Genomic DNA, 23,469 nt, shown 5'->3' on the forward strand with positions numbered 1-23,469 from the left:
TTATACTGTATTGTGCGTTAAATTTAAGTTGTGTATTATAAAAATGACTAAGTAGTACAAAAAGTACAACTAGGAGACACGATGTCAAACGTAATCTTGGAAACAAGAAATTTGACCAAGGAATTCAAGGGTTTCACCGCGGTGAGCGAGGTGAACCTGAAGGTAGAGCGGGGCCATATCCACGCCTTGATCGGTCCTAACGGCGCCGGCAAGACCACGTGTTTCAACTTGCTCACCAAATTCCTGGTTCCCACTTCCGGACAGATCCTGTTCAATGGAAAAGACATCACGGCCGCCAAGCCGGCGCAGATTGCCCGCATGGGCGTGATCCGTTCATTCCAGATTTCCGCCGTCTTCCCCCATCTATCGGTGCTGCAAAATGTGCGCATCGGCTTGCAGCGCCAGCTCGGTACCTCGTTTCACTTTTGGCAGAGCGAACGGGCATTGAATCAGCTCAACGACCGCGCCATGGCCTTGCTGGCCGAGGTCGACCTGACGGAGTTTGCCGACACCATCACGGTCGACATGCCGTACGGCCGCAAGCGGGCGCTGGAAATTGCCACCACCCTGGCGATGGAACCGGAAATGATGCTGCTCGATGAGCCCACGCAGGGCATGGGCCACGAAGACGTGCACCGCGTGACGGAACTGATCAATAAGGTGTCGGCCGGCCGCACGATTTTGATGGTGGAACACAATATGAGCGTGGTTTCCGGCATCTGCGACAAGATTTCTGTCTTGCAGCGCGGCGCCATGCTGGCCGAAGGCAGCTACGCGGAAGTGTCGCGCAACCCGCAAGTGATGGAAGCGTACATGGGCACCACCCACGCGGAACTGGAAGGGGCGCATTGATGGCGACACAAGTGAATGGCAGCGCACCCGCGCTGGAAATTACACAGCTGCATACCTGGTATGGCGAATCGCACATCCTGCATGACGTCAATCTGAAAGTGCAGCAGGGCGAAGTGGTGACTTTGCTGGGCCGCAACGGCGCCGGCCGCACCACCACCTTGCGCGCCATCATGGGCTTGACGGGCGCGCGCACGGGTTCCATCAAAGTCAACGGCGCCGAAGCGATCGGTTTGGCCACGCACAAAATCGCCCACCTGGGCATCGGGTATTGTCCCGAAGAGCGCGGCATTTTTTCCTCGCTGTCGACGGAGGAAAACCTGCTGCTGCCGCCCACCCTGGCCAGCGGCGAAAAGGGCATGTCGGTGGAGGAAATCTACGCCATGTTCCCGAATCTGCAGGAGCGCCGCCACAGCCAGGGCACGCGCTTGTCGGGCGGGGAACAGCAGATGCTGGCCGTGGCGCGCATCCTGCGCACGGGCGCGCGCCTGCTGCTGCTCGATGAAATTTCCGAAGGCCTGGCGCCCGTCATCGTGCAGGGCCTGGCGCGCATGATCACCACCCTGAAGGCGAAAGGCTACACCATCGTCATGGTGGAACAGAATTTCCGGTTTGCCGCGCCGCTGGCGGACCGGTTTTATGTGATGGAGCACGGTCAGATCGTCGAGACTTTTGCTGCATCCGAACTGGAGGCCAAGATGCCGGTATTGACCGAGCTGCTTGGCGTGTAGTCCCCATGTAGTCTGTTGTACTCGTCATCGTCCAGCAATCGACTGAATAGCAAACAATAATCCCAACGGAGACACTATGAAACGTAACGCTATCGCCATTGCCACCGCCACTCTTTGCGCACTGGGCTTTTCTGCTGCCGCGCACGCCCAGGTATCGGGCGACACCATCAAGATCGGTTTTATTTCCGACATGTCGGGCGTGTATTCCGACGTCGACGGCCTCGGTGGCGCGGAAGCCATCAAGATGGCGATCGCCGACGCCGGCGTGGTCATTGCCGGCAAAAAAGTGGAATTCATTTCTGCCGACCATCAGAACAAGGCCGACATCGCCGCCTCGAAAGCGCGCGAATGGTTCGACCAGCAGGGCGTCGACATGCTGATCGGCGGCACCAATTCCGGCGCCAGCCTGGCCATGGCCAAGGTGGCGGCGGAAAAGAAGAAAATATTCATTGCCATCGGCGCCGGCTCGTCGCGCCTGACGAATGAGGAATGCACGCCGTACACCGTGCATTACGCGTATGACACGGTGGCGCTGGCGCGCGGCACGGGCGGCACCATCGTCAAGCAGGGCGGCAAGAACTGGTATTTCATGACGGCCGACTACGCGTTTGGCCATTCGCTGGAAAAAGACACGGCCGAGGTCGTCAAGGCGGCCGGCGGCAAGGTGCTGGGCAGCGTCAAGCATCCGCTGGGCGCGTCCGATTTCTCTTCCTTCCTGCTGCAGGCACAGGCCGCCAAGCCGCAAATCCTGGGCCTGGCCAATGCGGGCGGCGACGCCATCAACAGCATCAAGGCAGCCAACGAGTTCGGCCTGACGAAATCGATGAAGCTGGCCGGCTTGCTGATTTTCATCAATGACATCCATTCGCTGGGCTTGAACCTGACGCAAGGCATGTACTTGACGGACGGCTGGTACTGGGACTTGAATGCGGACACGCGCGCCTGGTCGAAACGCTATTTCGCCAAGATGAAGAAGGAACCGTCGATGCTGCAGGCGGCCGACTATTCGGCTGCGGCGAACTACCTGAAAGCCGTCAAGGCGCTGGGAACGGACGACACCGAGAAGGTCATGGCCTACCTGAAAAAGACCAAGATCAACGACATGTTTACCCAGAATGGCGAAGTGCGTCCCGATGGCCGCATGGTGCACGATATGTACCTGATGGAAGTCAAGAAGCCATCCGAGTCGAAATACCCATGGGATTACTACAAGGTCGTGGCCACCGTGCCCGGTGCGCAGGCGTATGTGACCAAGGCCGAATCGAAGTGTTCGCTGTGGAAGTAACGCTGTAGACCGACCTCCAGCGGATCGCCTGCCCGTGCGCGGGCGTTCCGTCCTGCATGCTTTTCGCTCGCAGGGTTCGCCTTGCGCCGCCGCGCCAGTCTGCGGTGGCGTGTTTCCCTTGATACCACACCGTTCTCCGGCGGTGCTTTTTATACTGTGATGCCATGGAAATTTTCGGCGTTCCATTACAAGCGATGATGAGCCAGCTGCTGCTGGGTCTCGTCAACGGCTCGTTCTATGCCATGTTGTCCCTCGGTCTGGCCGTCATCTTCGGCTTGCTCAATGTGATTAATTTCTCGCACGGCGCCATGTACATGATGGGCGCTTTCCTGGCCTGGATGGGCCTCAGTTATTTCGACATCAATTACTGGGCCATGCTGGTCATCGCCCCGATCCTCGTCGGCCTGGTCGGCATCCTGATCGAAAAGACCATGCTGCGCTGGCTGTATAAACTCGACCACCTGTATGGCTTGCTGCTGACCTTTGGTATCACCCTGATCATGGAAGGCGTGTTCCGCTCGTTCTATGGCGTCTCGGGCCAGCCGTATGCCGTGCCCGAAGCGCTGGCCGGCGCGACGGACCTGGGCTTCATGATCTTGCCGAACTACCGCGCGTGGGTGGTGATCGCGTCGCTCACCGTCTGCCTGGCCACCTGGTTCGTCATCGAAAAAACCAAGCTGGGCGCCTACCTGCGGGCCGGCACGGAAAACCCGAAACTGGTGGAAGCTTTCGGCATCAATGTGCCGCTGATGGTGACGTTGACGTTCGGCTTCGGCGTGGCGCTGGCCGGTTTCGCCGGCGTGCTGGCCGCGCCCATCATCCAGGTGTCGCCGCTGATGGGCTCGAACCTGATCATCGTCGTGTTTGCCGTGGTGGTGATCGGCGGCATGGGTTCCATCATGGGCTCCATACTGACGGGCCTGGGCCTGGGCGTGATCGAGGGCCTGACCCGCGTGTTCTACCCGGAAGGCTCGGCCACCGTGGTGTTCGTGGTGATGGTCATCGTGCTGCTGCTGCGTCCGGCCGGCCTGTTCGGCAAAGAAAAGTAATCCTCATCAGTCATGTATTGGAGCTACCACGATGAATAAGAATGTAGGCTACGCCATTGCCTTGCTGCTGGCGTTGGCGGCGCCGTTTTACGGCTATCCCGTCTTCCTGATGAAATTGCTGTGCTTTGCCCTGTTTGCCTGCGCTTTCAACTTGTTGATCGGCTACACGGGCTTGCTGTCGTTCGGCCATGCGGCTTTCTTCGGCGGCGCCGGCTATGTCACCGGCTACGCGCTGCGCACCTGGGGCTGGCCAACGGAACTGGGCCTGCTGGCCGGCGTCGCCACGGGCGCCTTGCTGGGCCTGGTAATCGGCGGCCTGGCCATCCGCCGCCAGGGCATCTACTTCACGATGATCACCCTGGCGCTGGCGCAGATGGTGTATTTCCTGGCCTTGCGCCTGCCGTTCACGGGCGGCGAGGATGGCTTGCAGGGTGTTCCACGTGGAACCTTGCTGGGCATGATAGACCTGGGCAACGACACGGTCTTGTACTACGTCGTGCTGGCCATTTTTGTCGCCGGCTTCGCCCTGATCGTGCGCACCATCCACTCGCCGTTCGGCCAGGTGCTCAAGGCCATCAAGGAAAACGAACCGCGCGCCATCTCGCTGGGCTACGACGTCAACAAGTACAAGCTGATGGCCATCGTGCTGTCCGCCTCGCTGGCCGCGCTGGCCGGCGCCACCAAGACCCTGGTGCTGGGCTTTGAAACCCTGACCGATGTGTACTGGGGCATGTCGGGCCTGGTCGTGCTGATGACACTGGTGGGCGGCATGGGCACCTTGTCCGGTCCCATCCTCGGCGCCGTGCTGATCATCGCGCTGGAAAACAAGCTGGGCGACGTCGGCACCTATCTGGCCACGCACACGGGCATCGAGTGGTTCGGCACCCTGGGCGAATCGGTGGGCATGGTCACGGGCGTGATCTTCGTCATCTGCGTCTTGCTGTTCCGGCGCGGCATCGTCGGCGAAGCCATCGCGCGCTTCGGCGGCAGGGCTGCCAAAGCCGCTGTCTGATTTTCAAGCAACGCCGGACGGATCGTCCGGCGTTTTTCATTGTGCGTCCACTGTTACCTCAACGGAGAGAACCACCATGCAAACGACGATCACGCGCGCCGGGGGCGGCCTGTGCACCCTGCTGGCGTTGGCAGCCTGCGGCAGCAACCATGCACCGGAAGAATTGAACCAGATGCCCAGCTATCTGGGCACGATTGCGCGCGCCGACTACGACGGCAAGACGAATGATCTGCTCACGGCCGGCCTGGGCAAGACGGGGCTGGCGGCCGCGACGCCCGCGTATGCAAACGCCGAGCAGCCGACGTCGGCCGAACTGCGCCGCAATGCGATCCACGCCAACTACCGCGCCGTGCTCGACATTGCCGCCAACAGCGGCTACGGCACCCTGTACGGACCGAACGTGGATGCGTCCGGGAACGTGGGCACGGGCGAGGGCCTGGTCGCGGGCAGCGAATACATCGCGTATGCGGACGATGGCACGGGCAGGAAAAATGTCACCTTGATGGTGCAGGTGCCGGCCAGCTTCGACCCGGACCACGCCTGCATCGTCACGGGCACGTCCAGCGGTTCGCGCGGCATCTACGGCGCCATCGGCAGCTCGGGCGAATGGGGCCTGAAAAAGGGCTGCGCCGTGGCGTATGCGGACAAGGGTTCCGGCACGGGCCTGTATGTGTTCGAGGACGACAGCGTCAACCTGCAGAACGGCGTGCGCGCGGGCAGGGTGGCGGCCGGCAAGAACGCGCTCTTCGCGCCGGACCTGAGCGATGCGGACCGGCTGGCCTGGGCTGCCGCCAACCCCAACCGCATCGCCTTCAAGCATGCGCACTCGCAGCAGAATCCGGAAAAGGATTGGGGCAAGGTCACCTTGCAGGCGATCGAGATGGCCTATTATGTGTTGAACGAGCGCTACGGCGTGCTGGCCCGCGACGGCAGTGCGCGCGTCGTGCGCCTGACGCCGAAGAACACCATCACGATCGCGTCGAGCATTTCCAACGGCGCTGGCTCGGCCTTGCTGGCGGCGGAACAGGATAGCAAGGGCTTGATCGGCGGCGTGGCGGCCAGCGAGCCGCAGGTCCAGCCGGCGCCATCGACTGCCTACAGCGTGCGTCAGGGCGGGGCGCTGGTGGCCAATCCGGGCCGCGCGCTGTTCGACTACGCCACCTATGCGGCCCTGTACCAGCCGTGCATCGCTTCCGTGGCGGGCAACGCGGGACGCTGCACGGCACTCGTCAGCAAGGGTTTATTGAACGGCGCGGACCTGGCGGCGCAGCAGGCGGATGCGAAACAGCGCTTGTGCGCATACGGCTGGTTAGTGGATTCCGATCCGCTGCAGGCGGCGCACGCGGGCACGAATATTCTGGTGGCCGTCACGTATGCGTCTGCCTACGGCAAATTTTCCGTGACGGACAAGGTGTGCGGTTTCACGTTTGCGCAGACTGACCTCAGCGGCAATCCGGTGGCGTTTACGTCGGCGCAGAAGGCCGCCAGCTTTGCCGCCCAGAGCGGCATCGTGGGCAATGTCGTGTATGAGAACAGCGTGGGCGGCGCCAAGGTCTACACGTCCGGCGTGTCGCCCTCCAGCAATCTGGCGGACCAGTCGCTCGACGGCTTCCTGTGCCTGCGCAGCCTGGCGACGGGCAGGAATGCCGTCAACGGCGCCACCCTGGAGGGCACGCTGGGTGGGCAAAGCGCGCGCGTGCGGGCCGGCATGGCCGAGGTGGCGGCCAGCGGCAAATTGAACGGCAAGCCCGCCATCATCGTGCACGGCCGCAGCGACACCTTGATACCCGTGAACCACGCCTCGCGCGCGTATGTGGGCTTGAACGCGTCGGTGGAGGGAGCCAATAGCCGGTTGCGCTATATCGAGGTGACGAATGCCAACCACTTCGATTCCTTCAGCAGCGCCTTGCCGACCCTGATCGTGCCCCTGCACGTGTACCTGAACCGGGCGCTGGACGCCATGTATGCGCATTTGTCTGCCAAGCAAGCCTTGCCGCCATCGCAGGTGGTGCGCACGGTAACGCGGGCCGATGCTTCGACCTTGATCACGAATGTCAACGTGCCGGCGATCGCCGCGGCGCCGGCGCCCGGCAATGCCATTAGCGTGACGGGGACGGTCGTCGACATTCCCAACTAGGCTGTATCACCTATGAAACCTGCGGCCACGTTTTACGTGGCCGTTTTTATTCCCAGGCCGTATCGGGGATATGGCCTAGTCCCTGGAAGACAGGTTTGGAAAACCAGTAGCCCTGCATCAGGGAAATGCCGCAGCTGGCCAGGAAGTCGCGCTCGGCGCGTGTCTCGATGCCTTCGGCCAGCACGCGGACACCGAGCTGATGGCACAGGCTGGCGATGGCCCGCACGATTGCCTGGCGTGGCGCGTGCGTATCGATGCCGCGCACCAGGTCCATGTCGATCTTGATGATGTCGGGCTGGTATTCGGCCAGCAGGTTCAAGCCTGCATAGCCGGCGCCGAAATCATCGATGGCGGTCTGGAAACCGAAGCGCCGGTAGGCGCGGAAGATATCGACCAGGTGGGGACGGTCTTGCACCCGTTCGCCTTCCGTGACTTCAAAGATGATTTTATCGGTGGGGAAGCGGTGCAAGGTGGCCGCTTCCAGGGTGCTGCGGATGCAGACTTCAGGGCGGTAGACGGCGTTGGGCAGGAAGTTAATCGACAGAAAGCCATGCATGCCCAGCCTGGCGGCACCGGCCACGGCCTTGACGCGGCAAGCCTGGTCGAAGCGGTAGCGGTTGGCGTCGTTGACTTGCGCCAGCACGCTGGCCGCGCTTTCGCCGTTGGGGCCGCGCACCAGTGCCTCGTGCGCATAGATGCTGCGCGTGGCGAGGTCGACGATGGGCTGATACGCATACTCGAAGGCAAACGGCAGCGGCGCGCTGTCATGGCAGCCGGCACAGGCACCGTGCGGAAAGCTGGTGTTGTCAGGATGAATGGGGATATCGGGAGGCATCATGGCGGCAGTGTAGCAGGGTAGGTTGGCAGACTGCGTCTGCTGGCTCACAGTGCGGCTGCATAGATGGCGCGCGCATCGCCGCGCGTGACGGGACGTGGATTGTTGCCCAGCAAGCGCGTCTGCAGCATGGCGTCGTCGGCCAGCCGGTCCAGGTCGCCAGCCGCGATGCCCACTTCGCGCAGGGTACGCGCGATACCGGTGGCCAGGGCAATCTCCTGCATGCTGTCGATCAGGGCGTTCGCCCGCGCCTCGTCGCTGCCCGTGATGCCGGGCTGCACGATGGCAGCCAGCTGCGCGTACAGGGGTGCCGCGTGGGACAGATTGAAGCGCAGCACGTGCGGCAGCACCAGCGCATTCGACAAGCCGTGTGGCACGTGGAACAAACCGCCGATGGGATAGGCGAGCGCATGCACGGCGGCCACGGGAGCGTTGGCAAACGCCTGGCCGGCCAGCATGGCGCCCAGCAGCATGGCCTGGCGCGCCGGCAAGTTGGCGCCATCGCGGCACGCCGTGAGCAGATTGCCGGACAGCAGCGACAGCGCCTGCGTGGCCAGCATGTCGGACAAGGGATTTTTCAGCAGGCGGCTGGTGTACGCTTCGATCGCGTGCACCATGGCATCGATGCCGGTGGCGGCCGTCACGGCGGGCGGCAAGCCCAGGGTCAGGCTGGCGTCGAGGATGGCCAGGTCCGCATACAGTTGCGGCGCCACCACGCCCATCTTGCTGGTGGCGCCCGTGGTGACGATGGCGATCTGCGTTACTTCGGAACCCGTGCCCGCCGTGGTGGGCAATTGCACGAGGGGCAGGCGCTGGCCGTGGACATTGCCGATGCCATACAGTTGGGCCAGTTCCTGGTGGCCCGGTGCCAGTACGGCGACCAGCTTGGCCACGTCCAGCGAGCTGCCGCCACCGAGGCCAATAATCAGTTCCACGTGAAACATCCGGGCCTGGGCCACGCCCGCCAGCACGATGGCTTCGGGCGGATCGGCTTGCACCTCGGAAAAGACGTGGGTATCGATGCCCGCCGTCCGCAGGCTGTGCAGGGGAGCATCGGCCAGTCCCGTGCGCAGAAACCCTGCATCGGTGACGAGCAGGGCGCGGCGGACGGTGGGGAAGTGATGGGCGATGTGCGCGCCCAGCTGGGCGGCGGCGCCCGGTTCAACGATCAGATGCGGCACGGTGCGGAACTGGAAGGCGGACATGCAGACTCCTGACGGCAAGGACAGTAGCCAAGCTTACTCCGCTTTCCCGCCCCGCGCATGTTTCACGTGGAACCGTTCAGCCTTGCAGCTGGCTTGCCAGTCCCAGGCTCACGAGCAGCGACAGGCTGGACACGGCGGCCAGTACGCGGAACGTGCGCGCATCTTGCCGGTACTCGCGCACGGCCGCATACGCGAGGCCAACACCCATCACGATGTTGAGGAAGAGCAGGTTTCTCATTCCCACTCCAGCGCGCCGCGTTTCCATTCATAGGCCAGCCCGATGGCCAGCACGCTCAAGAAGCCCATGACGGCCCAGAAGCCATGCAAGCCCAGTTCATTGACGTTGGCCGCCCACGGCATCAGGAAGATCACCTCGATATCGAACAGGATGAACAGGATGGCCACCAGGTAAAAGCGGATGTCGAACTTCATGCGCGCGTCGCCGAACGCTTCGAAGCCGCATTCATACTGCGAGAGTTTTTGCGGATCCGGTTTGTGCGGACCCAGCACGCGCCCCAGCAGCATGGGCACGATGCCGACCAGGATGCCGACGAGAATGAACAGCAGGACGGGAAAATAGTTTTCGAGGAGCATGGGGATTCCTCTCAATGGCTGGACGACATTTTCATCAGTACGATGCCGCACACGATGAGGACGGCAGCGCACACGCGCATGGCATTGAGCTGCTCGCCCAGAAAGACGATGCCGACGATGAAGGCGCCGACGGCGCCGATGCCCGTCCAGATGGTGTAGGCCGTGCCCAGGGGCAGGGTGCGCATGGCCAGCGACAGCAAGCCGAAGCTGGCGATCATCATGACGATGGTAATGACGGAGGGGGTGAGTTTGGTGAAACCCTCGGAGAGTTTCATCGAGTATGCCCACACGACTTCAAACATGCCGGCAATGAGTAATAGTATCCAGGCCATGGCGGCTCCTTATACAGAGCGGGCCGTCCCGGTGTGTTCCCATGATGGGGGAGGCCGTCCTCCTGAATGCTCGTCCCGATGGCCACTGGCGTGAACACGGATGCGGACGATGGGGCAATTGTAGCAAACATTTCACGCTACCGCAGCCCTCTGCCTGGCCACGGTTCGTGTTCCACGTGAAACAGAAATCGCCGTGTGCCTGCCCCTGCTGAGTAAAAATTAAGCAAAAATTGGCCCGTGGAAGGTTGCGCTCGCAAAAAGACTCTATAATCGGAGCTCTCTTCCCGCATTTTTACTTGCACTGTTACCTATTTATCATGTTATTTCCTACAGAATTCGACGTCATCGTTGTCGGTGGTGGTCACGCCGGTACCGAGGCGGCCCTCGCTTCCGCCCGCATGGGGCAGAAGACGCTATTGCTCACGCATAATATTGAGACACTGGGCCAGATGTCGTGCAACCCCTCCATCGGCGGCATCGGCAAGGGCCACCTGGTCAAGGAGGTCGATGCCATGGGCGGCGCGATGGCGATTGCCACCGACGAGTCCGGCATCCAGTTCCGTATCCTGAACTCTTCGAAAGGCCCGGCAGTCCGCGCCACGCGCGCCCAGGCCGACCGTATTCTCTACAAGGCCGCCATCCGCACGCGCCTGGAAAACCAGCCGAACCTGTGGCTGTTTCAGCAAGCGGTCGACGATTTGATCGTCGAAGGCGACCGCGTCGTCGGCGCCGTGACGCAGATCGGCCTGAAGTTCCTGGCGCGCGCCGTGGTGCTGACGGCGGGGACTTTCCTCGACGGCAAGATCCACGTGGGCTTGAACAACTACTCGGCTGGCCGTGCCGGCGATCCGCCCGCGATCTCGCTGTCGGCCCGCCTGAAAGAGCTGAAACTGCCGCAGGGCCGTCTGAAAACGGGCACGCCGCCGCGCATCGATGGTCGCACGATCGACTTTTCCGTGATGCAAGAACAGCCGGGCGACCTCGATCCCGTGCCCGTCTTCTCGGTGATGGGCAACACGGCCATGCACCCGCGCCAGGTGCCATGCTGGGTCACGCACACGAATAGCCAGACGCACGACATCATCCGCGCCGGCCTCGACCGCAGCCCCATGTACACGGGCGTGATCGAAGGCGTGGGTCCCCGTTATTGCCCCTCGATCGAAGACAAGATCCACCGCTTCTCGGGCAAGGAATCGCACCAGATCTTCCTCGAGCCGGAAGGTTTGACGACGCACGAGTTCTATCCGAACGGCATCTCGACGAGCCTGCCGTTCGACGTGCAGATCGCCCTGGTGCAATCGATGAAGGGCATGGAAAACGCCCACATCCTGCGTCCCGGCTACGCCATCGAATACGACTATTTCGACCCGCGCGGCCTGAAAGCGTCGCTGGAAACGAAGGCCGTCGCCGGCCTGTTCTTTGCGGGCCAGATCAACGGCACCACGGGTTACGAGGAAGCGGCCGCGCAAGGCATGCTGGCGGGCCTGAATGCGGCCTTGCTGACGCAGGACAAGGAAGCCTGGGTACCGGGCCGCTCCGAGGCCTATCTGGGCGTGCTGGTCGACGATCTGATCACCCAGGGCGTGCAGGAACCGTACCGCATGTTCACCAGCCGCGCCGAGTACCGTCTGAGCTTGCGCGAAGACAATGCCGACATGCGCCTGACGGAAATCGGCCGCGCGCTGGGCTGCGTGGGCGACGTGCAATGGCAGGCGTTCGAGACCAAGCGCGAAGCCGTGGCGCGCGAGCTCGAGCGCCTGCGTTCCACGTGGGTCAACCCGCGCATTCTGGCGGCCGCGGAATCGGAACGCATCGTCGGCCAGGCCATCGAACGCGAGTACTCGCTGGCGGATTTGCTGTGCCGTCCGAACGTCGCCTACGACACCCTGATGAGCATGACGGGCATGGAAGGCCAGGCCCTGGCCGGTCCCGGCGTGGACGATCCTGCCGTGCGTGAGCAGGTGGAAATCCAGCTCAAATATGCGGGCTACATCGAGCGCCAGAGCAAGGAAATCGAGCGCCATGAACACTATGAAAACCTGGCCTTGCCGGCCGGTTTTAACTACCTGGATATCGGCGCGCTGTCGGTCGAAGTGCGGCAAAAACTCGACAAGCAGCGCCCGGAAACCCTGGGCCAGGCATCGCGCATTTCCGGCGTGACGCCGGCGGCGATTTCGCTGCTGCTGGTCCACCTGAAAAAGCGCGGCTTCGGTGCCGCGCAGACCACCACTTTTAAAGGACGAGGTTGTTGAATGAAGCAGTTTGACCGGGCCGCACTGGCCCAGATTTTGAATGAAGGCATCGCCGCGCTGGGGCTGGACCTGAGCGCGGATCAGACGGAAAAACTGCTCGATTACCTGGCCTTGCTGGCCAAATGGAATAGCGTGTACAACCTGACGTCGGTGCGCGATCCCCTGCAGATGCTGACCTTGCACGTGCTCGATTCGCTGGCCGCCGTGCCGGCGTTCGCGGCGGCAAAAAACGTGCTCGACGTGGGCGCGGGCGGCGGCTTGCCGGGCATGGTGCTGGCCATTGCGCGGCCCGACGTGAAGGTGTCGATGATCGACACGGTGCACAAGAAGACGGCTTTCCTGACGCAAGTGAAGGCCGAACTGGGCTTGAGCAACGTGACCGTGTACACGAAACGCGTGGAACAGCTGGAAGTGCAGCAGAAATTCGATGTGATCACCTCGCGCGCCTTTGCCGACCTGTCCGACTTCGTCAACTGGTCGGGCCACGTGCTGGAAGAGGGCGGTCAATTCATCGCCTTGAAAGGGGTGGCGCCGCCAGACGAACGCGAGCGACTGCCAGCGGAATGGCGAGTAACGGAGCTACGCGCAATTGCGGTGCCAGGGCTAAATGCAGAGCGTCATCTGGTCTTTATAGCAAGAGTTTAAGGATTGAAAAAATAAACGGTGTAAATCATATAAACGGTTTATACGGTATAAATTATATAAACCGTATAAATGATTTATATCGTATAAATGAAATAAACAGTATAAATCGTTTCGGCCGGATGCCGGGGCGCACGATGAAGTTTGCACCTATTTACAACTAGAAGATACATGGCCAAAATTTTTTGTGTAGCAAATCAAAAGGGTGGTGTTGGTAAAACCACAACAAGCGTCAACCTCTCCGCCGGTCTGGCCAAGTTGAACCAGCGCGTGCTGCTGGTCGACCTCGACCCGCAGGGCAATGCGACCATGGGCGCCGGCATCAACAAGGCCGGCCTGAAGGCGTCCACCTATGAAGTGATGCTGGGCGAGTCCGATGTCAAGACGGCACGCCAGCGTTCGGAAGCGGGGCGGTTCGACGTCCTGCCGTCGAACCGCGAGCTGGCCGGCGCCGAAGTGGAGATGGTCGAGCTGGACAACCGCGAACGCCGCCTGAAGGATGCGCTGGCCGAAGTCGACGGCGAATACGACTTCATATTAGTAGATTGCCCACCGGCATTATCGATGCTGACCCTGAACGGCCTGTGCGCCGCGCATGGCGTGATCATCCCGATGCAGTGCGAGTACTACGCGCTGGAAGGCTTGTCCGACCTGGTCAACACCATCAAGAAGGTGCACGCGAACCTGAATCCGGACCTGAAGATCATCGGCCTGTTGCGCGTGATGTTCGATCCGCGCATGACATTATCACAACAGGTATCGGCCCAGCTGGAGCAGCACTTCGGCGACAAGGTCTTCAATACCATCATCCCGCGCAACGTGCGTCTGGCCGAAGCGCCGTCGTACGGCTTGCCCGGCGTGACCTTCGACCCCAGCTCGAAAGGTGCGCAGGCCTATATCGCCTTCGGCGCCGAGATGGTCGAACGCATCAAACATATGTAAACAAGGGGCGAGCGCCTGCACATTATGATGTAAGCGCTTACTCTGAAAACACGATTAGGACAGCATGGCTACGAAAAAATTAAAAGGACTGGGTCGCGGACTCGACGCCTTATTGGGCGGCGGCGGCGACTTTGCCAGTCCGGACACGAATCAACCGTCGAACTTGCCCGTGTCACAAATGCAAGCCGGCAAATACCAGCCCCGCACGCGCATGGACGAGGGGGCCCTGAATGAACTGGCCGCCTCGATCAAGGCGCAAGGATTGATGCAGCCTATCCTGGTGCGCCCGATCGGGCAGGACACCCTGAGCGGCGTGATCAAATATGAAATCATCGCCGGCGAACGCCGTTTCCGCGCCTCGCAACTGGCGGGCCTGACGGAAGTGCCGGTACTGGTGCGCGATGTGGACGACCTGGCCGCCGCGGCCATGGCGCTGATCGAGAACATCCAGCGCGAAGACTTGAATCCGCTGGAAGAAGCGCAGGGCATCCACCGCCTGATCGCCGACTTCAATTTTACGCATGAGCAAGCGGCCACTGCGCTGGGACGCTCGCGCAGCGCCGTGTCGAACCTGTTGCGCCTGATGAACCTGGCCAATCCCGTGCAGACCATGCTGATGGCCGGCGATATCGACATGGGCCATGCGCGCGCGCTGCTGGCCGTCGATGCGGCCAGCCAGATCACCCTGGCCAACCAGGTGGTGGCCAAGCGCCTGTCCGTGCGCGAAACGGAAAAGCTCGTCACGCGCACGGTCGAGGAAGCGGCCAACCCCGTCGAGCCGCGGCAGAAGGAAAAGTCCGGCGACATGGCGCGCCTGGAAGAAGAGCTGTCCGATGCGCTGGCCACGCCCGTGGTATTCAAGATGGGGAATAAAGGCCGTGGCCAATTGGTGATCGATTTTGCCGATCTTGACGTGCTCGATGGATTATTGACGCGCTTGCGTGGTTAAATAGCAAGTTGGCAAAAACGGGAAAATGGCAAGCCACAAGCGCTCTGGACAAGCTGTCAACGCTTTCCAGGCGCAGTGCATAATTCCTTGATAACACGGCTGGAAGCGGCCAGACAAGCGACTTTGCCATATAGTGGTGCAAAAGGCGGCGAATAGTCGGTAAAGCGTCAGTTTCACGCAGCAATTGCCCTGCTGCGGTGCAGCAACGTTTGACTCTATAGATCAAAGCCAACTATAATCCCGTGTCTTTGCGTGTGTAGATTTTTCTGGGAACCTGGCAATTGAGTGATTCACAACAAAGTATTGCCAAACCCGTCTACAAAGTAGTTGCATTGCAGCTAGCAATCGCTATCAGTTTTGCCACCGTCACCCTGTTTTTTGGCGGCAGTGTCAGAGGCTGGTCCGCCGCATACGGCGGCGCTATCGCAGTCATCGGTAGCCTGGTGTATGCCCTGTTGGTGGTTCGCGGTTCTAGCGACGCCAATAAGGCATTCCGGGCGCATTTGCGCGCAGAAGTGGTGAAAATATTTATCACAGCGGTGCTGTTTATATTGGCACTGGTGTTGTTTCAGTCGGCCGCCTGGTTATGGCTGATCTTGGGTTTCGCGGTGGCAACCTTAGCATACTGGTTTTCATTGCTCGCTGTTTAATCATTGGTTTTGGGGCCGGTTGTGCTCTGAAACGACAAATCTAAATTCATTATGACCACAGAACACGCTATTGAAGCGGGCCATGCTGCCCCGGCCAACGCCACAGAATACATCAGTCACCATCTGGCCCACCTGAGAAGTGCCGACGGCATGATCAATCTGGATACGTTCTGGATTTCGGCCATTCTGGGCTTTGTTTTCCTGGCTGTTTTCTATATGGCGTCGCGCCGCGCGACGGCTGGTGTCCCTGGCAAGTTGCAAAACTTCGTCGAAATGGTCATGGAAATCGTCAATGACACTATTAATGGGGCCTTCCACGCGAAAAGCAAGGTCATCGCACCGCTGGCCATCACAATTTTTGTGTGGGTCTGGCTGCTCAACGCGATGGACTTCCTGCCGGTTGACCTGTTGCCGAAGATTCTGAGCTGGTTTGGCGTGCATAAACTGCGTGCCGTGCCGACCGCCGACGTCAACCACACCTTCGCCATGTCGCTGTCGGTCGTGCTGTGCGTGATCGCGTTCTCGATCAAGGCCAAGGGCCTGGGCGGCTGGATCAAGGAACTGTTCACGGCACCGTTCCATGCGAGCGGCCTGATCGGCACGATCGCCCTGGCGCCTGTCAATTTCCTGCTGCAAATGGTTGAGTTGGTTGCCAAACTGATCTCCCTGTCGCTGCGACTGTTCGGCAATATGTATGCCGGCGAACTGATTTTCATCTTGATCGCGTTGTTGCCTTGGTGGGCACAGTGGGCGTTGGGTGGTCCATGGGCAATTTTCCATATCTTGATTGTAACTTTGCAAGCTTTTGTGTTTATGGCGTTGACGGTTGTGTATCTGAGCCTCGCGGTTGAGAAACATTAATCATTAACTTTATATTTTGTTTTTTTAGTATCTTTCGTTTTTAAATTTAGGAGAATTTTATGCAAGCTCTGATCGCACAAGTACAAAGCATGACCGTTCTGGCAGCAGCAATCATCATCGGCCTGGCCGCAATCGGCACCGCTCTGGGCTTCGCTATCTTGGGTGGCAAATTCCTGGAAGCTTCGGCACGTCAACCAGAACTGATGCCACAACTGCAAACCAAACTGTTCGTTATCGCTGGTCTGCTGGATGCTATTTCGATGATCGGCGTTGGTGTTGCTCTGCTGTACACGTTCGCTAACCCGTTCCTGTCCGCTCTGACGGCTGTTGCTCAGTAATTCGCTCCAACCCTAGGAGAAACTTTTAGTTAGGAGCAAAGGTATGGACATCAATATGTCGCTCATCGGCCAGATGATCACCTTCGCGGTGTTGGTCTGGTTCTCGATGAAGTTCGTATTTCCAGCGCTGAACAACGCGCTGGATGAGCGTGCCAAACGAATCGCGGATGGATTGGCTGCGGCCGATCAAGGTCAGGCTTCGATGGCTGTCGCTGAAAAGCGTGCGCAAGAGGCATTGAACAGTGCACGTGAAGAAGCGTCGCAACGCGTTGCGGACGCTGAAAAGCGCGCGCAGCTGGTTGCTGAAGAGATCAAGCAAAATGCACAAGCTGAAGCTGCGCGTATCATTGCGCAAGCCCAGTCGGACGCCGAACAGCAACTGTCGAAAGCACGCGAACAATTGCGCGCTCAGGTGGCTGACCTGGCTGTCAAGGGTGCCGAGCAGATCTTGAAGCGTGAAGTAAACGCTACGGCTCACGCCGAAATGTTGCAGCGTCTTGCTGTCGAGCTGTAATCATGGCAGAACTCGCAACCGTCGCCCGTCCCTACGCGGAAGCTTTGTTCCGCGTAGCCCAAGCTGGTAAGGAGTCAAGCAACCTCGCGGCGTGGTCCGAACTGGTGTCCGAACTGGCACAGATCGGTAGCCACCCCGAGGTACAGGCGTACGCGCGCAATCCGAAAGTTTCGGAAAGCGACGTCGCCGCCACCATCCTGTCGTTGTTGAAATCGCCGCTCAATGAGGAAGTGAAAAACTTCGTCACGATGTTGATCGAAAATGGCCGCATCAGCCTGCTGCCGGAAATCGGCGCGCAATTCCATACGTTGAAAAACGGTCTGGAAGGTGCGGCTGACGCCGAGATCACGAGCGCTTTCGATCTGAGCGAAGGCCAAACGGCCGAGCTGGTCGCAACGCTGGAAAAGAAATTCAGTCGTAAGCTCAACCCTGCCGTCACAGTGGATCCATCGCTGCTCGGCGGCGTGCGCGTGGTTGTTGGCGACCAAGTGCTCGACACCTCGGTGCGCGCCAAGCTGCAGCAACTGCACGCTGCACTGGTGTCGTAAGACACGCGCTTCGGCAGGCCAGCTTAGACAGACCCTTACCCCTCGCGCAAGCTGAGAGAAACACTTTTAGGAGTTAGTATGCAACTCAACCCATCTGAAATCAGCGAGTTGATCAAGAGCCGGATCCAAGGTCTTGACGGCGGCGCTGAAGTGCGTAATCAAGGCACGGTTATTTCCGTCGCCGACGGTATCTGCCGCATCCACGGTTTGTCGGACGTGATGCAAGGCGAGATGCTGGAATTCCCAGGCAACACGTTTGGCCTGGCAATGAATCTGGAACGCGACTCCGTCGGTTCCGTGATTCTGGGTGCCTACGAGCACATCTCCGAAGGCGACACGGTGAAATGCACCGGCCGCATTCTGGAAGTGCCAGTCGGTCCTGAGCTGCTCGGCCGCGTTGTGAACGCGCTAGGTCAGCCGATCGACGGCAAAGGCGCCATCGACACCAAACTGACGGCCGCGATTGAAAAAATCGCCCCGGGCGTGATCGCCCGCGAGTCCGTGTCGCAACCGATGCAAACCGGCCTGAAGTCGATCGATGCGATGGTTCCAGTTGGCCGCGGCCAGCGCGAACTGATCATCGGCGACCGTCAAACCGGCAAGTCGGCTGTGGCGATTGATGCGATCATCAATCAAAAAGGCCAGGGCATGAAATGTATCTACGTCGCGATTGGCCAAAAAGCCTCGTCGATCAAGAACATCGTGCGCTCGCTGGAACAGCACGGCGCGATGGAATACACCATCGTTGTCGCCGCTTCCGCTTCGGAATCGGCCGCCATGCAATACATCTCGCCGTACTCCGGTTGCGCCATGGGTGAATACTTCCGTGACCGCGGTGAAGATGCACTGATCGTCTACGATGATCTGTCCAAACAAGCTGTTGCATACCGTCAAATCTCGCTGCTGCTGCGCCGTCCACCAGGTCGCGAAGCGTACCCAGGCGACGTGTTCTACCTGCACAGCCGCCTGCTGGAACGCGCAGCACGCGTGAACGCCGACTACGTCGAGAAGTTCACCGACGGCGCCGTCAAAGGCAAGACCGGTTCCCTGACGGCACTGCCGATCATTGAAACGCAAGCTGGCGACGTGTCCGCATTCGTTCCAACCAACGTGATTTCGATTACCGACGGTCAGATCTTCCTGGAAACCTCGCTGTTCAACGCCGGTATCCGTCCTGCAATTAACGCCGGTATTTCCGTATCGCGCGTCGGTGGCGCCGCTCAGACCAAGGTCATCAAAAACCTGTCCGGCGGTATCCGTACCGACTTGGCGCAGTACCGTGAACTGGCCGCGTTTGCGCAGTTCGCATCGGACCTGGACGAATCGACCCGCAAGCAGCTGGACCGCGGCGCGCGCGTAACGGAATTGCTCAAGCAAGCCCAATACTCGCCACTGTCGATCTCGCTGATGGCCGTATCGCTGTTCTCGGTGAACAAAGGCTTCATGGACGACGTGCCAGTCAAGCAAGTGCTGTCGTTCGAAGCTGGTGTCCACGCTTACATGAAGACCAAGCAAGCTGCTCTGCTGGCCAAGATCGAAGAAACCAAGCAACTCGACAAAGACAGCGAAGCAACTCTGTCGGCGGCCATTGCTGATTTCAAGAAATCCGGCGCATATTAAGCGGCCAGGCGGCGCCCACCTCGAGTGAGGCGCCGCCCTACGCGCAGAAGGAGTAAGGACTCATGGCATCAAGCAAAGAGATACGAGGCAAGATCAAGAGCGTAGAGAATACGAAGAAGATCACCAAGGCGATGGAAATGGTCGCCGCGTCCAAAATGCGCAAGGCGCAAGACCGGATGCGGGCCGCCCGTCCCTACAGTGACAAGATTCGGAATATCGCCGCCAATCTGGCGACCGCCAATCCGGAATACACGCACCCGTTCCTGGCAGCTGCCCAGGGTACGCAAGCGAAGGCAGTGGGTTTCATCGTTGTCACGACCGACAAGGGTCTGTGCGGCGGCATGAACACCAACATCCTGCGCCAGGTGACGTCGAAGTCGCGCGAGCTGGAAGCAGCTGGCAACCGGGTTGAAGCAGTTGCCATCGGTAACAAGGGTTTGGGTTTTTTGAATCGCATCGGCGTCAAGATCATTGCGCACGCCATTCAAACCGGTGATACGCCCCACCTGGACAAACTGATCGGACCTGTCAAGGTCATGCTCGAAGAGTTCCAGGCAGGCAAGATCGATGCAGTGTACCTGTGCTACACCAAATTCATCAACACGATGAAGCAGGAACCAGTCGTGGAGCAATTGCTGCCCCTGACGGCCGACAAGATGGTCGCCGACAAGGGTGCCCACTCGTGGGATTACATCTACGAGCCGGATGCGCAAAGCGTGATCGACGAATTGCTGGAGCGCTATGTAGAAGCGCTGGTGTACCAGGCAGTCGCGGAGAATCTGGCGTCCGAGCAATCGGCACGGATGGTCGCGATGAAAGCTGCAAGCGACAACGCGGGTAGTGTGATCGGCGAATTGAAGCTGATCTACAACAAGACCCGCCAAGCTGCGATTACCAAAGAACTCTCCGAAATCGTCGCCGGTGCGGCTGCGGTTTAAACGAATTTAACTATATTGAAGGAACGAACATGGCTGATGGCAAAATCGTTCAGTGTATCGGCGCTGTGGTGGACGTTGAGTTTCCCCGCAACGCGATGCCTAAGGTATTTGATGCCTTGAAGATGGCAGGCTCGGAACTGACCCTGGAAGTACAACAGCAGTTGGGCGACGGCATTGTCCGTACCATTGCACTCGGCTCGTCCGATGGCCTGCGTCGCGGCATGATGATCCAGAACACCGGCAAACCTATCATGGTGCCAGTCGGTAAAGCAACCCTGGGTCGCATCATGGACGTGCTGGGCAACCCGATCGACGAATGCGGCCCTGTGTCGCACGAGCAGATCGCGTCGATCCACCGCACCGCTCCTGCATACGACGAACTGTCGCCATCGCAAGAACTGCTGGAAACCGGCATCAAGGTGATCGATCTGGTTTGCCCGTTTGCAAAAGGCGGTAAAGTGGGTCTGTTCGGCGGCGCTGGCGTAGGCAAGACCGTGAACATGATGGAACTGATTAACAACATCGCCAAGGCGCACAGCGGCGTGTCCGTGTTTGCCGGCGTGGGTGAGCGTACCCGTGAAGGTAACGACTTCTACCACGAGATGGCTGACGCGAAAGTGGTCGATCTGGAAAACCCGGAGAACTCCAAAGTCGCGATGGTCTACGGTCAGATGAATGAACCGCCAGGTAACCGTCTGCGCGTTGCGCTGACCGGCCTGACGATCGCTGAATCGTTCCGTGATGAAGGCAAGGACGTTCTGTTCTTCGTCGACAACATCTACCGCTTCACGCTGGCCGGTACCGAAGTGTCGGCACTGCTGGGCCGTATGCCGTCGGCTGTGGGTTACCAACCGACCCTGGCCGAAGAAATGGGCCGTCTGCAAGAGCGTATCACGTCGACCAAGACCGGTTCGATCACCTCGATCCAGGCCGTCTACGTTCCAGCCGATGATTACACCGATCCGTCGCCTGCTACCACGTTTGCTCACTTGGATTCGACCGTTGCGCTGTCGCGTGACATCGCTTCCCTGGGTATCTACCCAGCCGTGGACCCACTGGATTCGACCTCGCGTCAGCTCGATCCGTTGATCGTCGGTCAAGAGCACTACGACACCGCGCGTGCCGTGCAAACGACCCTGCAGCGCTACAAGGAATTGCGCGACATTATCGCGATTCTGGGCATGGACGAGCTGGCACCGGAAGACAAACTGCTGGTCGCCCGCGCACGTAAGATGCAGCGTTTCCTGTCGCAGCCTTTCCACGTCGCTGAAGTCTTTACCGGCGCGCCTGGTAAATACGTTTCGCTCAAAGACACGATCAAGGGCTTCAAAATGATCGCTTCGGGCGAACTCGATCACCTGCCGGAACAAGCGTTCTACATGGTCGGCACGATCGAAGAAGCAATCGAAAAAGCCAAGAAACTTAACTAAGTTAAGTCTGGGCCTAACCCCGCCCGTTATACGGCGGGGTTCTTCAACCCGATAGGACACACATGGCACACACAATTCACGTTGACGTGGTTTCCGCTGAAGAACTGATTTTTTCAGGCGAAGCAGAATTCGTCGCGTTGCCGGGTGAACAGGGCGAGCTGGGTATCTACCCACGCCACACGCCTTTGATTACCCGCATCCGTCCGGGCGCGGTCCGCATCAAGGTAGTCGGCCAGGCTGAAGAAGAGTTCGTCTTCGTTGCCGGCGGCCTGCTGGAAGTGCAACCGGATACCGTGACCGTCCTGGCCGATACCGCCATCCGCGGTCACGACCTGGATGAAGCGAAAGCGCTGGAAGCGAAGAAGTTGGCGGAAGAAAATATCCACAACAAGGATTCGGGCATCGACTACGCGCAAGCGCAAGCCGAGCTGGCCAGCGCGATTGCGCAGCTGGCAGCGATCCAGAAGCTGCGCAAGCTGTAATCAGCGAGCCAGCAGCAAGAAAGGCAGCCTTCGGGCTGCCTTTTTTTTCAGCAAAAATTAACGGCGTTTGTCTTTCCCCCTTTCCAGTCCCGCCTTCAAGATCGTCTTCCACTTGGCGCGCGCGGCGATGCGCTCGAGCGGCGTCTCGTCGATACGGCGCGCGTCGCGCAGCAGCTTGTGAAAATTGCGCAGGCGGTCCCCGTCGACGGCGCCGCGCACGGCGCAACCGGGTTCGCTGGCGTGCCGGCAGTCGCGGAACTGGCAGGTGGACGCCAGCTGCGCGATATCGTCGAACGTGGCCGCCAGGGTGTCCGCATCGGCATCGGCGCGCCAGCTGCGCAAGCCCGGCGTGTCGATGATGCAGGCGCCGCTGGCACACAGGTGCAGCGAGCGGGCCGTCGTCGTATGCCGGCCGCGGCCGTCGCCATGGCGCACGCCGTTGGTGGCCTGTCCGGCTGCGCACAGCGTATTGGTCAGGCTGGACTTGCCGGCGCCCGAAGAACCGAGCAGCACCAGGGTCTGGCCCGCGCCCAGCCACGGTTCCAGGATGGCCACGTCGTACGCATGGCGCGTATCGACGGCAAACAGGGGCACGGGGGGCGGCAGGCGCTGTTTCAGCTGCGCCAGCTTGCCCGCCACGTCGTCGGCCACGTCAGCCTTGCTGAGCACCACCACGGGCGTCACGTGCGCCGCCAGCACGATGGCCAGATAGCGTTCCAGGCGGCGCGCGTTGAAATCCCCATCCATGCCCATCACCAGCAGGGCCGTATCGACATTGCTGGCGAGGACCTGGCGCCGGCCGTCATTGCCGCGCCGCGCGATCTGCGTGACCGGGGATAAGCGCGCCGTTATCCACAGCGTGCCGTGCGCATCGGCTTCGGCGGCGACCCAGTCGCCGACCGTGAGGAGCTGCTCCTGTTCCAGCAGTGCGTGCAGCAGCTGCGGCAGCATCTGCGCCGGGCTTTCCCGCAAGCCGTCATGCACGATGATGCTGTCGCGGTGCACGGCGCTCACGCGCAGCAGCTGCGCTGCGGGGGAAGGGAGTTCGAGTTGGGCGGCTGCGCTGGCGATGGCCTGCTGCAGTCCGATGGGGCGTAGTTGCGCAAAATCGAGTGCGATCATGGTAGCGTGATTCCAAATTCTGTCGTCCGCGTGCGGACATGTCGCCTGCGCGTGCAGGCACCGCCAGTCGCGATGACTGGCACGAAAGAAAGGGAAGTCGGCTACGCGATCACGCGTATGGGCAATTGCAGGCTAAAGGTATGAGCCGGGAA

At 60.2% G+C, this 23,469-nt stretch carries 25 protein-coding genes; 19 read left to right on the forward strand and 6 right to left on the reverse strand.

The genetic code is table 11. The features are described from left to right. Positions 1-81 precede the first annotated feature (81 nt). The 6 genes from GCN75_RS19105 to GCN75_RS19130 all read left to right on the forward strand — a co-directional run bounded on the left by GCN75_RS19105 (position 82) and on the right by GCN75_RS19130 (position 7,063). On the forward strand, positions 82-852 hold the full coding sequence (locus GCN75_RS19105; protein ID WP_152283844.1) for an ABC transporter ATP-binding protein: 771 nt from the start codon (positions 82-84) through the stop codon (positions 850-852). Beyond that, on the forward strand, positions 852-1,580 hold the full coding sequence (locus GCN75_RS19110) for an ABC transporter ATP-binding protein (protein ID WP_152283845.1): 729 nt from the start codon (positions 852-854) through the stop codon (positions 1,578-1,580). Before GCN75_RS19105 ends, GCN75_RS19110 begins: the two co-directional genes overlap by 1 nt. Before the next feature lie 76 nt (positions 1,581-1,656). Further along, entirely contained in the window at positions 1,657-2,865 is a 1,209-nt protein-coding gene (locus tag GCN75_RS19115) for an ABC transporter substrate-binding protein (RefSeq protein WP_152283846.1), read from the forward strand. Between the two features lie 164 nt (positions 2,866-3,029). Next, on the forward strand, positions 3,030-3,914 hold the full coding sequence (locus GCN75_RS19120) for a branched-chain amino acid ABC transporter permease (protein WP_152283847.1): 885 nt from the start codon (positions 3,030-3,032) through the stop codon (positions 3,912-3,914). A gap of 31 nt (positions 3,915-3,945) precedes the next feature. Then, entirely contained in the window at positions 3,946-4,926 is a 981-nt protein-coding gene (locus GCN75_RS19125; protein ID WP_152257810.1) for a branched-chain amino acid ABC transporter permease, read from the forward strand. Between the two features lie 76 nt (positions 4,927-5,002). Continuing rightward, a complete protein-coding gene (locus tag GCN75_RS19130; protein WP_152283848.1) occupies positions 5,003-7,063 on the forward strand; it encodes a 3-hydroxybutyrate oligomer hydrolase family protein in 2,061 nt (686 codons plus the stop codon). A 46-nt stretch (positions 7,064-7,109) separates the two neighbouring features. On the opposite strand, the gene GCN75_RS19135 is transcribed toward GCN75_RS19130, so the two are convergent. From GCN75_RS19135 to sugE, 5 genes are all read right to left on the reverse strand, one after another. Further along, positions 7,110-7,901: an EAL domain-containing protein gene (locus GCN75_RS19135; RefSeq protein WP_226941465.1), complete on the reverse strand. Its 792-nt coding sequence runs from the start codon at positions 7,899-7,901 to the stop codon at positions 7,110-7,112. Between the two features lie 44 nt (positions 7,902-7,945). After that, positions 7,946-9,103: an iron-containing alcohol dehydrogenase gene (locus GCN75_RS19140; RefSeq protein WP_152283849.1), complete on the reverse strand. Its 1,158-nt coding sequence runs from the start codon at positions 9,101-9,103 to the stop codon at positions 7,946-7,948. Between the two features lie 76 nt (positions 9,104-9,179). After that, complete coding sequence (locus tag GCN75_RS29240) at positions 9,180-9,341, reverse strand: hypothetical protein (RefSeq protein WP_193317565.1); 162 nt, start codon at positions 9,339-9,341, stop codon at positions 9,180-9,182. After that, positions 9,338-9,697, reverse strand: a complete 360-nt coding sequence (locus GCN75_RS19145; protein ID WP_152283850.1) for an NADH-quinone oxidoreductase subunit A — start codon at positions 9,695-9,697, stop codon at positions 9,338-9,340. Before GCN75_RS19145 ends, GCN75_RS29240 begins: the two co-directional genes overlap by 4 nt. Positions 9,698-9,708: 11 nt before the next feature. After that, complete coding sequence (gene sugE / locus GCN75_RS19150) at positions 9,709-10,029, reverse strand: quaternary ammonium compound efflux SMR transporter SugE (protein WP_152283851.1); 321 nt, start codon at positions 10,027-10,029, stop codon at positions 9,709-9,711. A 317-nt stretch (positions 10,030-10,346) separates the two neighbouring features. Between sugE and mnmG the strand changes: the two genes are divergently transcribed. The 13 genes from mnmG to GCN75_RS19215 all read left to right on the forward strand — a co-directional run bounded on the left by mnmG (position 10,347) and on the right by GCN75_RS19215 (position 22,195). Beyond that, on the forward strand, positions 10,347-12,281 hold the full coding sequence (mnmG, locus tag GCN75_RS19155) for a tRNA uridine-5-carboxymethylaminomethyl(34) synthesis enzyme MnmG (protein ID WP_152283852.1): 1,935 nt from the start codon (positions 10,347-10,349) through the stop codon (positions 12,279-12,281). Further along, positions 12,282-12,926 (forward strand): 16S rRNA (guanine(527)-N(7))-methyltransferase RsmG, encoded by a 645-nt coding sequence (gene rsmG / locus GCN75_RS19160; protein WP_152257816.1) that lies wholly within the window; start codon positions 12,282-12,284, stop codon positions 12,924-12,926. Between the two features lie 168 nt (positions 12,927-13,094). Beyond that, the gene (locus GCN75_RS19165; RefSeq protein WP_034752687.1) at positions 13,095-13,865 is read left to right on the forward strand and encodes a ParA family protein; all 771 of its coding nucleotides are present in this window, start codon (positions 13,095-13,097) and stop codon (positions 13,863-13,865) included. Positions 13,866-13,929: 64 nt separating this feature from the next. Next, a complete protein-coding gene (locus tag GCN75_RS19170; RefSeq protein ID WP_152283853.1) occupies positions 13,930-14,814 on the forward strand; it encodes a ParB/RepB/Spo0J family partition protein in 885 nt (294 codons plus the stop codon). A 281-nt stretch (positions 14,815-15,095) separates the two neighbouring features. After that, positions 15,096-15,464 (forward strand): ATP synthase subunit I, encoded by a 369-nt coding sequence (locus tag GCN75_RS19175; protein ID WP_034752692.1) that lies wholly within the window; start codon positions 15,096-15,098, stop codon positions 15,462-15,464. A gap of 51 nt (positions 15,465-15,515) precedes the next feature. Beyond that, positions 15,516-16,325: a F0F1 ATP synthase subunit A gene (gene atpB / locus GCN75_RS19180; protein WP_046681851.1), complete on the forward strand. Its 810-nt coding sequence runs from the start codon at positions 15,516-15,518 to the stop codon at positions 16,323-16,325. Positions 16,326-16,384: 59 nt separating this feature from the next. After that, complete coding sequence (atpE, locus tag GCN75_RS19185) at positions 16,385-16,663, forward strand: F0F1 ATP synthase subunit C (protein ID WP_034752695.1); 279 nt, start codon at positions 16,385-16,387, stop codon at positions 16,661-16,663. 43 nt (positions 16,664-16,706) lie between these two features. Beyond that, positions 16,707-17,177 (forward strand): F0F1 ATP synthase subunit B, encoded by a 471-nt coding sequence (locus GCN75_RS19190; RefSeq protein ID WP_034752697.1) that lies wholly within the window; start codon positions 16,707-16,709, stop codon positions 17,175-17,177. 2 nt (positions 17,178-17,179) lie between these two features. Further along, positions 17,180-17,725 (forward strand): F0F1 ATP synthase subunit delta, encoded by a 546-nt coding sequence (locus GCN75_RS19195; protein ID WP_034783838.1) that lies wholly within the window; start codon positions 17,180-17,182, stop codon positions 17,723-17,725. A 78-nt stretch (positions 17,726-17,803) separates the two neighbouring features. Further along, complete coding sequence (gene atpA, locus GCN75_RS19200) at positions 17,804-19,345, forward strand: F0F1 ATP synthase subunit alpha (protein WP_077398373.1); 1,542 nt, start codon at positions 17,804-17,806, stop codon at positions 19,343-19,345. A gap of 62 nt (positions 19,346-19,407) precedes the next feature. Next, a complete protein-coding gene (atpG, locus tag GCN75_RS19205) occupies positions 19,408-20,283 on the forward strand; it encodes a F0F1 ATP synthase subunit gamma (RefSeq protein WP_034783836.1) in 876 nt (291 codons plus the stop codon). Positions 20,284-20,312: 29 nt separating this feature from the next. Further along, positions 20,313-21,713, forward strand: coding sequence for a F0F1 ATP synthase subunit beta (gene atpD, locus GCN75_RS19210; RefSeq protein WP_034752705.1), 1,401 nt, complete (start codon positions 20,313-20,315; stop codon positions 21,711-21,713). 62 nt (positions 21,714-21,775) lie between these two features. After that, positions 21,776-22,195 (forward strand): F0F1 ATP synthase subunit epsilon, encoded by a 420-nt coding sequence (locus tag GCN75_RS19215; protein ID WP_077398374.1) that lies wholly within the window; start codon positions 21,776-21,778, stop codon positions 22,193-22,195. Between the two features lie 57 nt (positions 22,196-22,252). Here the strand turns inward: GCN75_RS19215 and rsgA are convergent, their stop codons facing one another. Continuing rightward, positions 22,253-23,317, reverse strand: a complete 1,065-nt coding sequence (gene rsgA, locus GCN75_RS19220; protein WP_152283854.1) for a ribosome small subunit-dependent GTPase A — start codon at positions 23,315-23,317, stop codon at positions 22,253-22,255. Between the last annotated feature and the right edge of the window lie 152 nt (positions 23,318-23,469).

Origin of the sequence: Janthinobacterium violaceinigrum (assembly GCF_009208555.1) — a bacterium.
Lineage (GTDB): Bacteria > Pseudomonadota > Gammaproteobacteria > Burkholderiales > Burkholderiaceae_D > Janthinobacterium > Janthinobacterium violaceinigrum.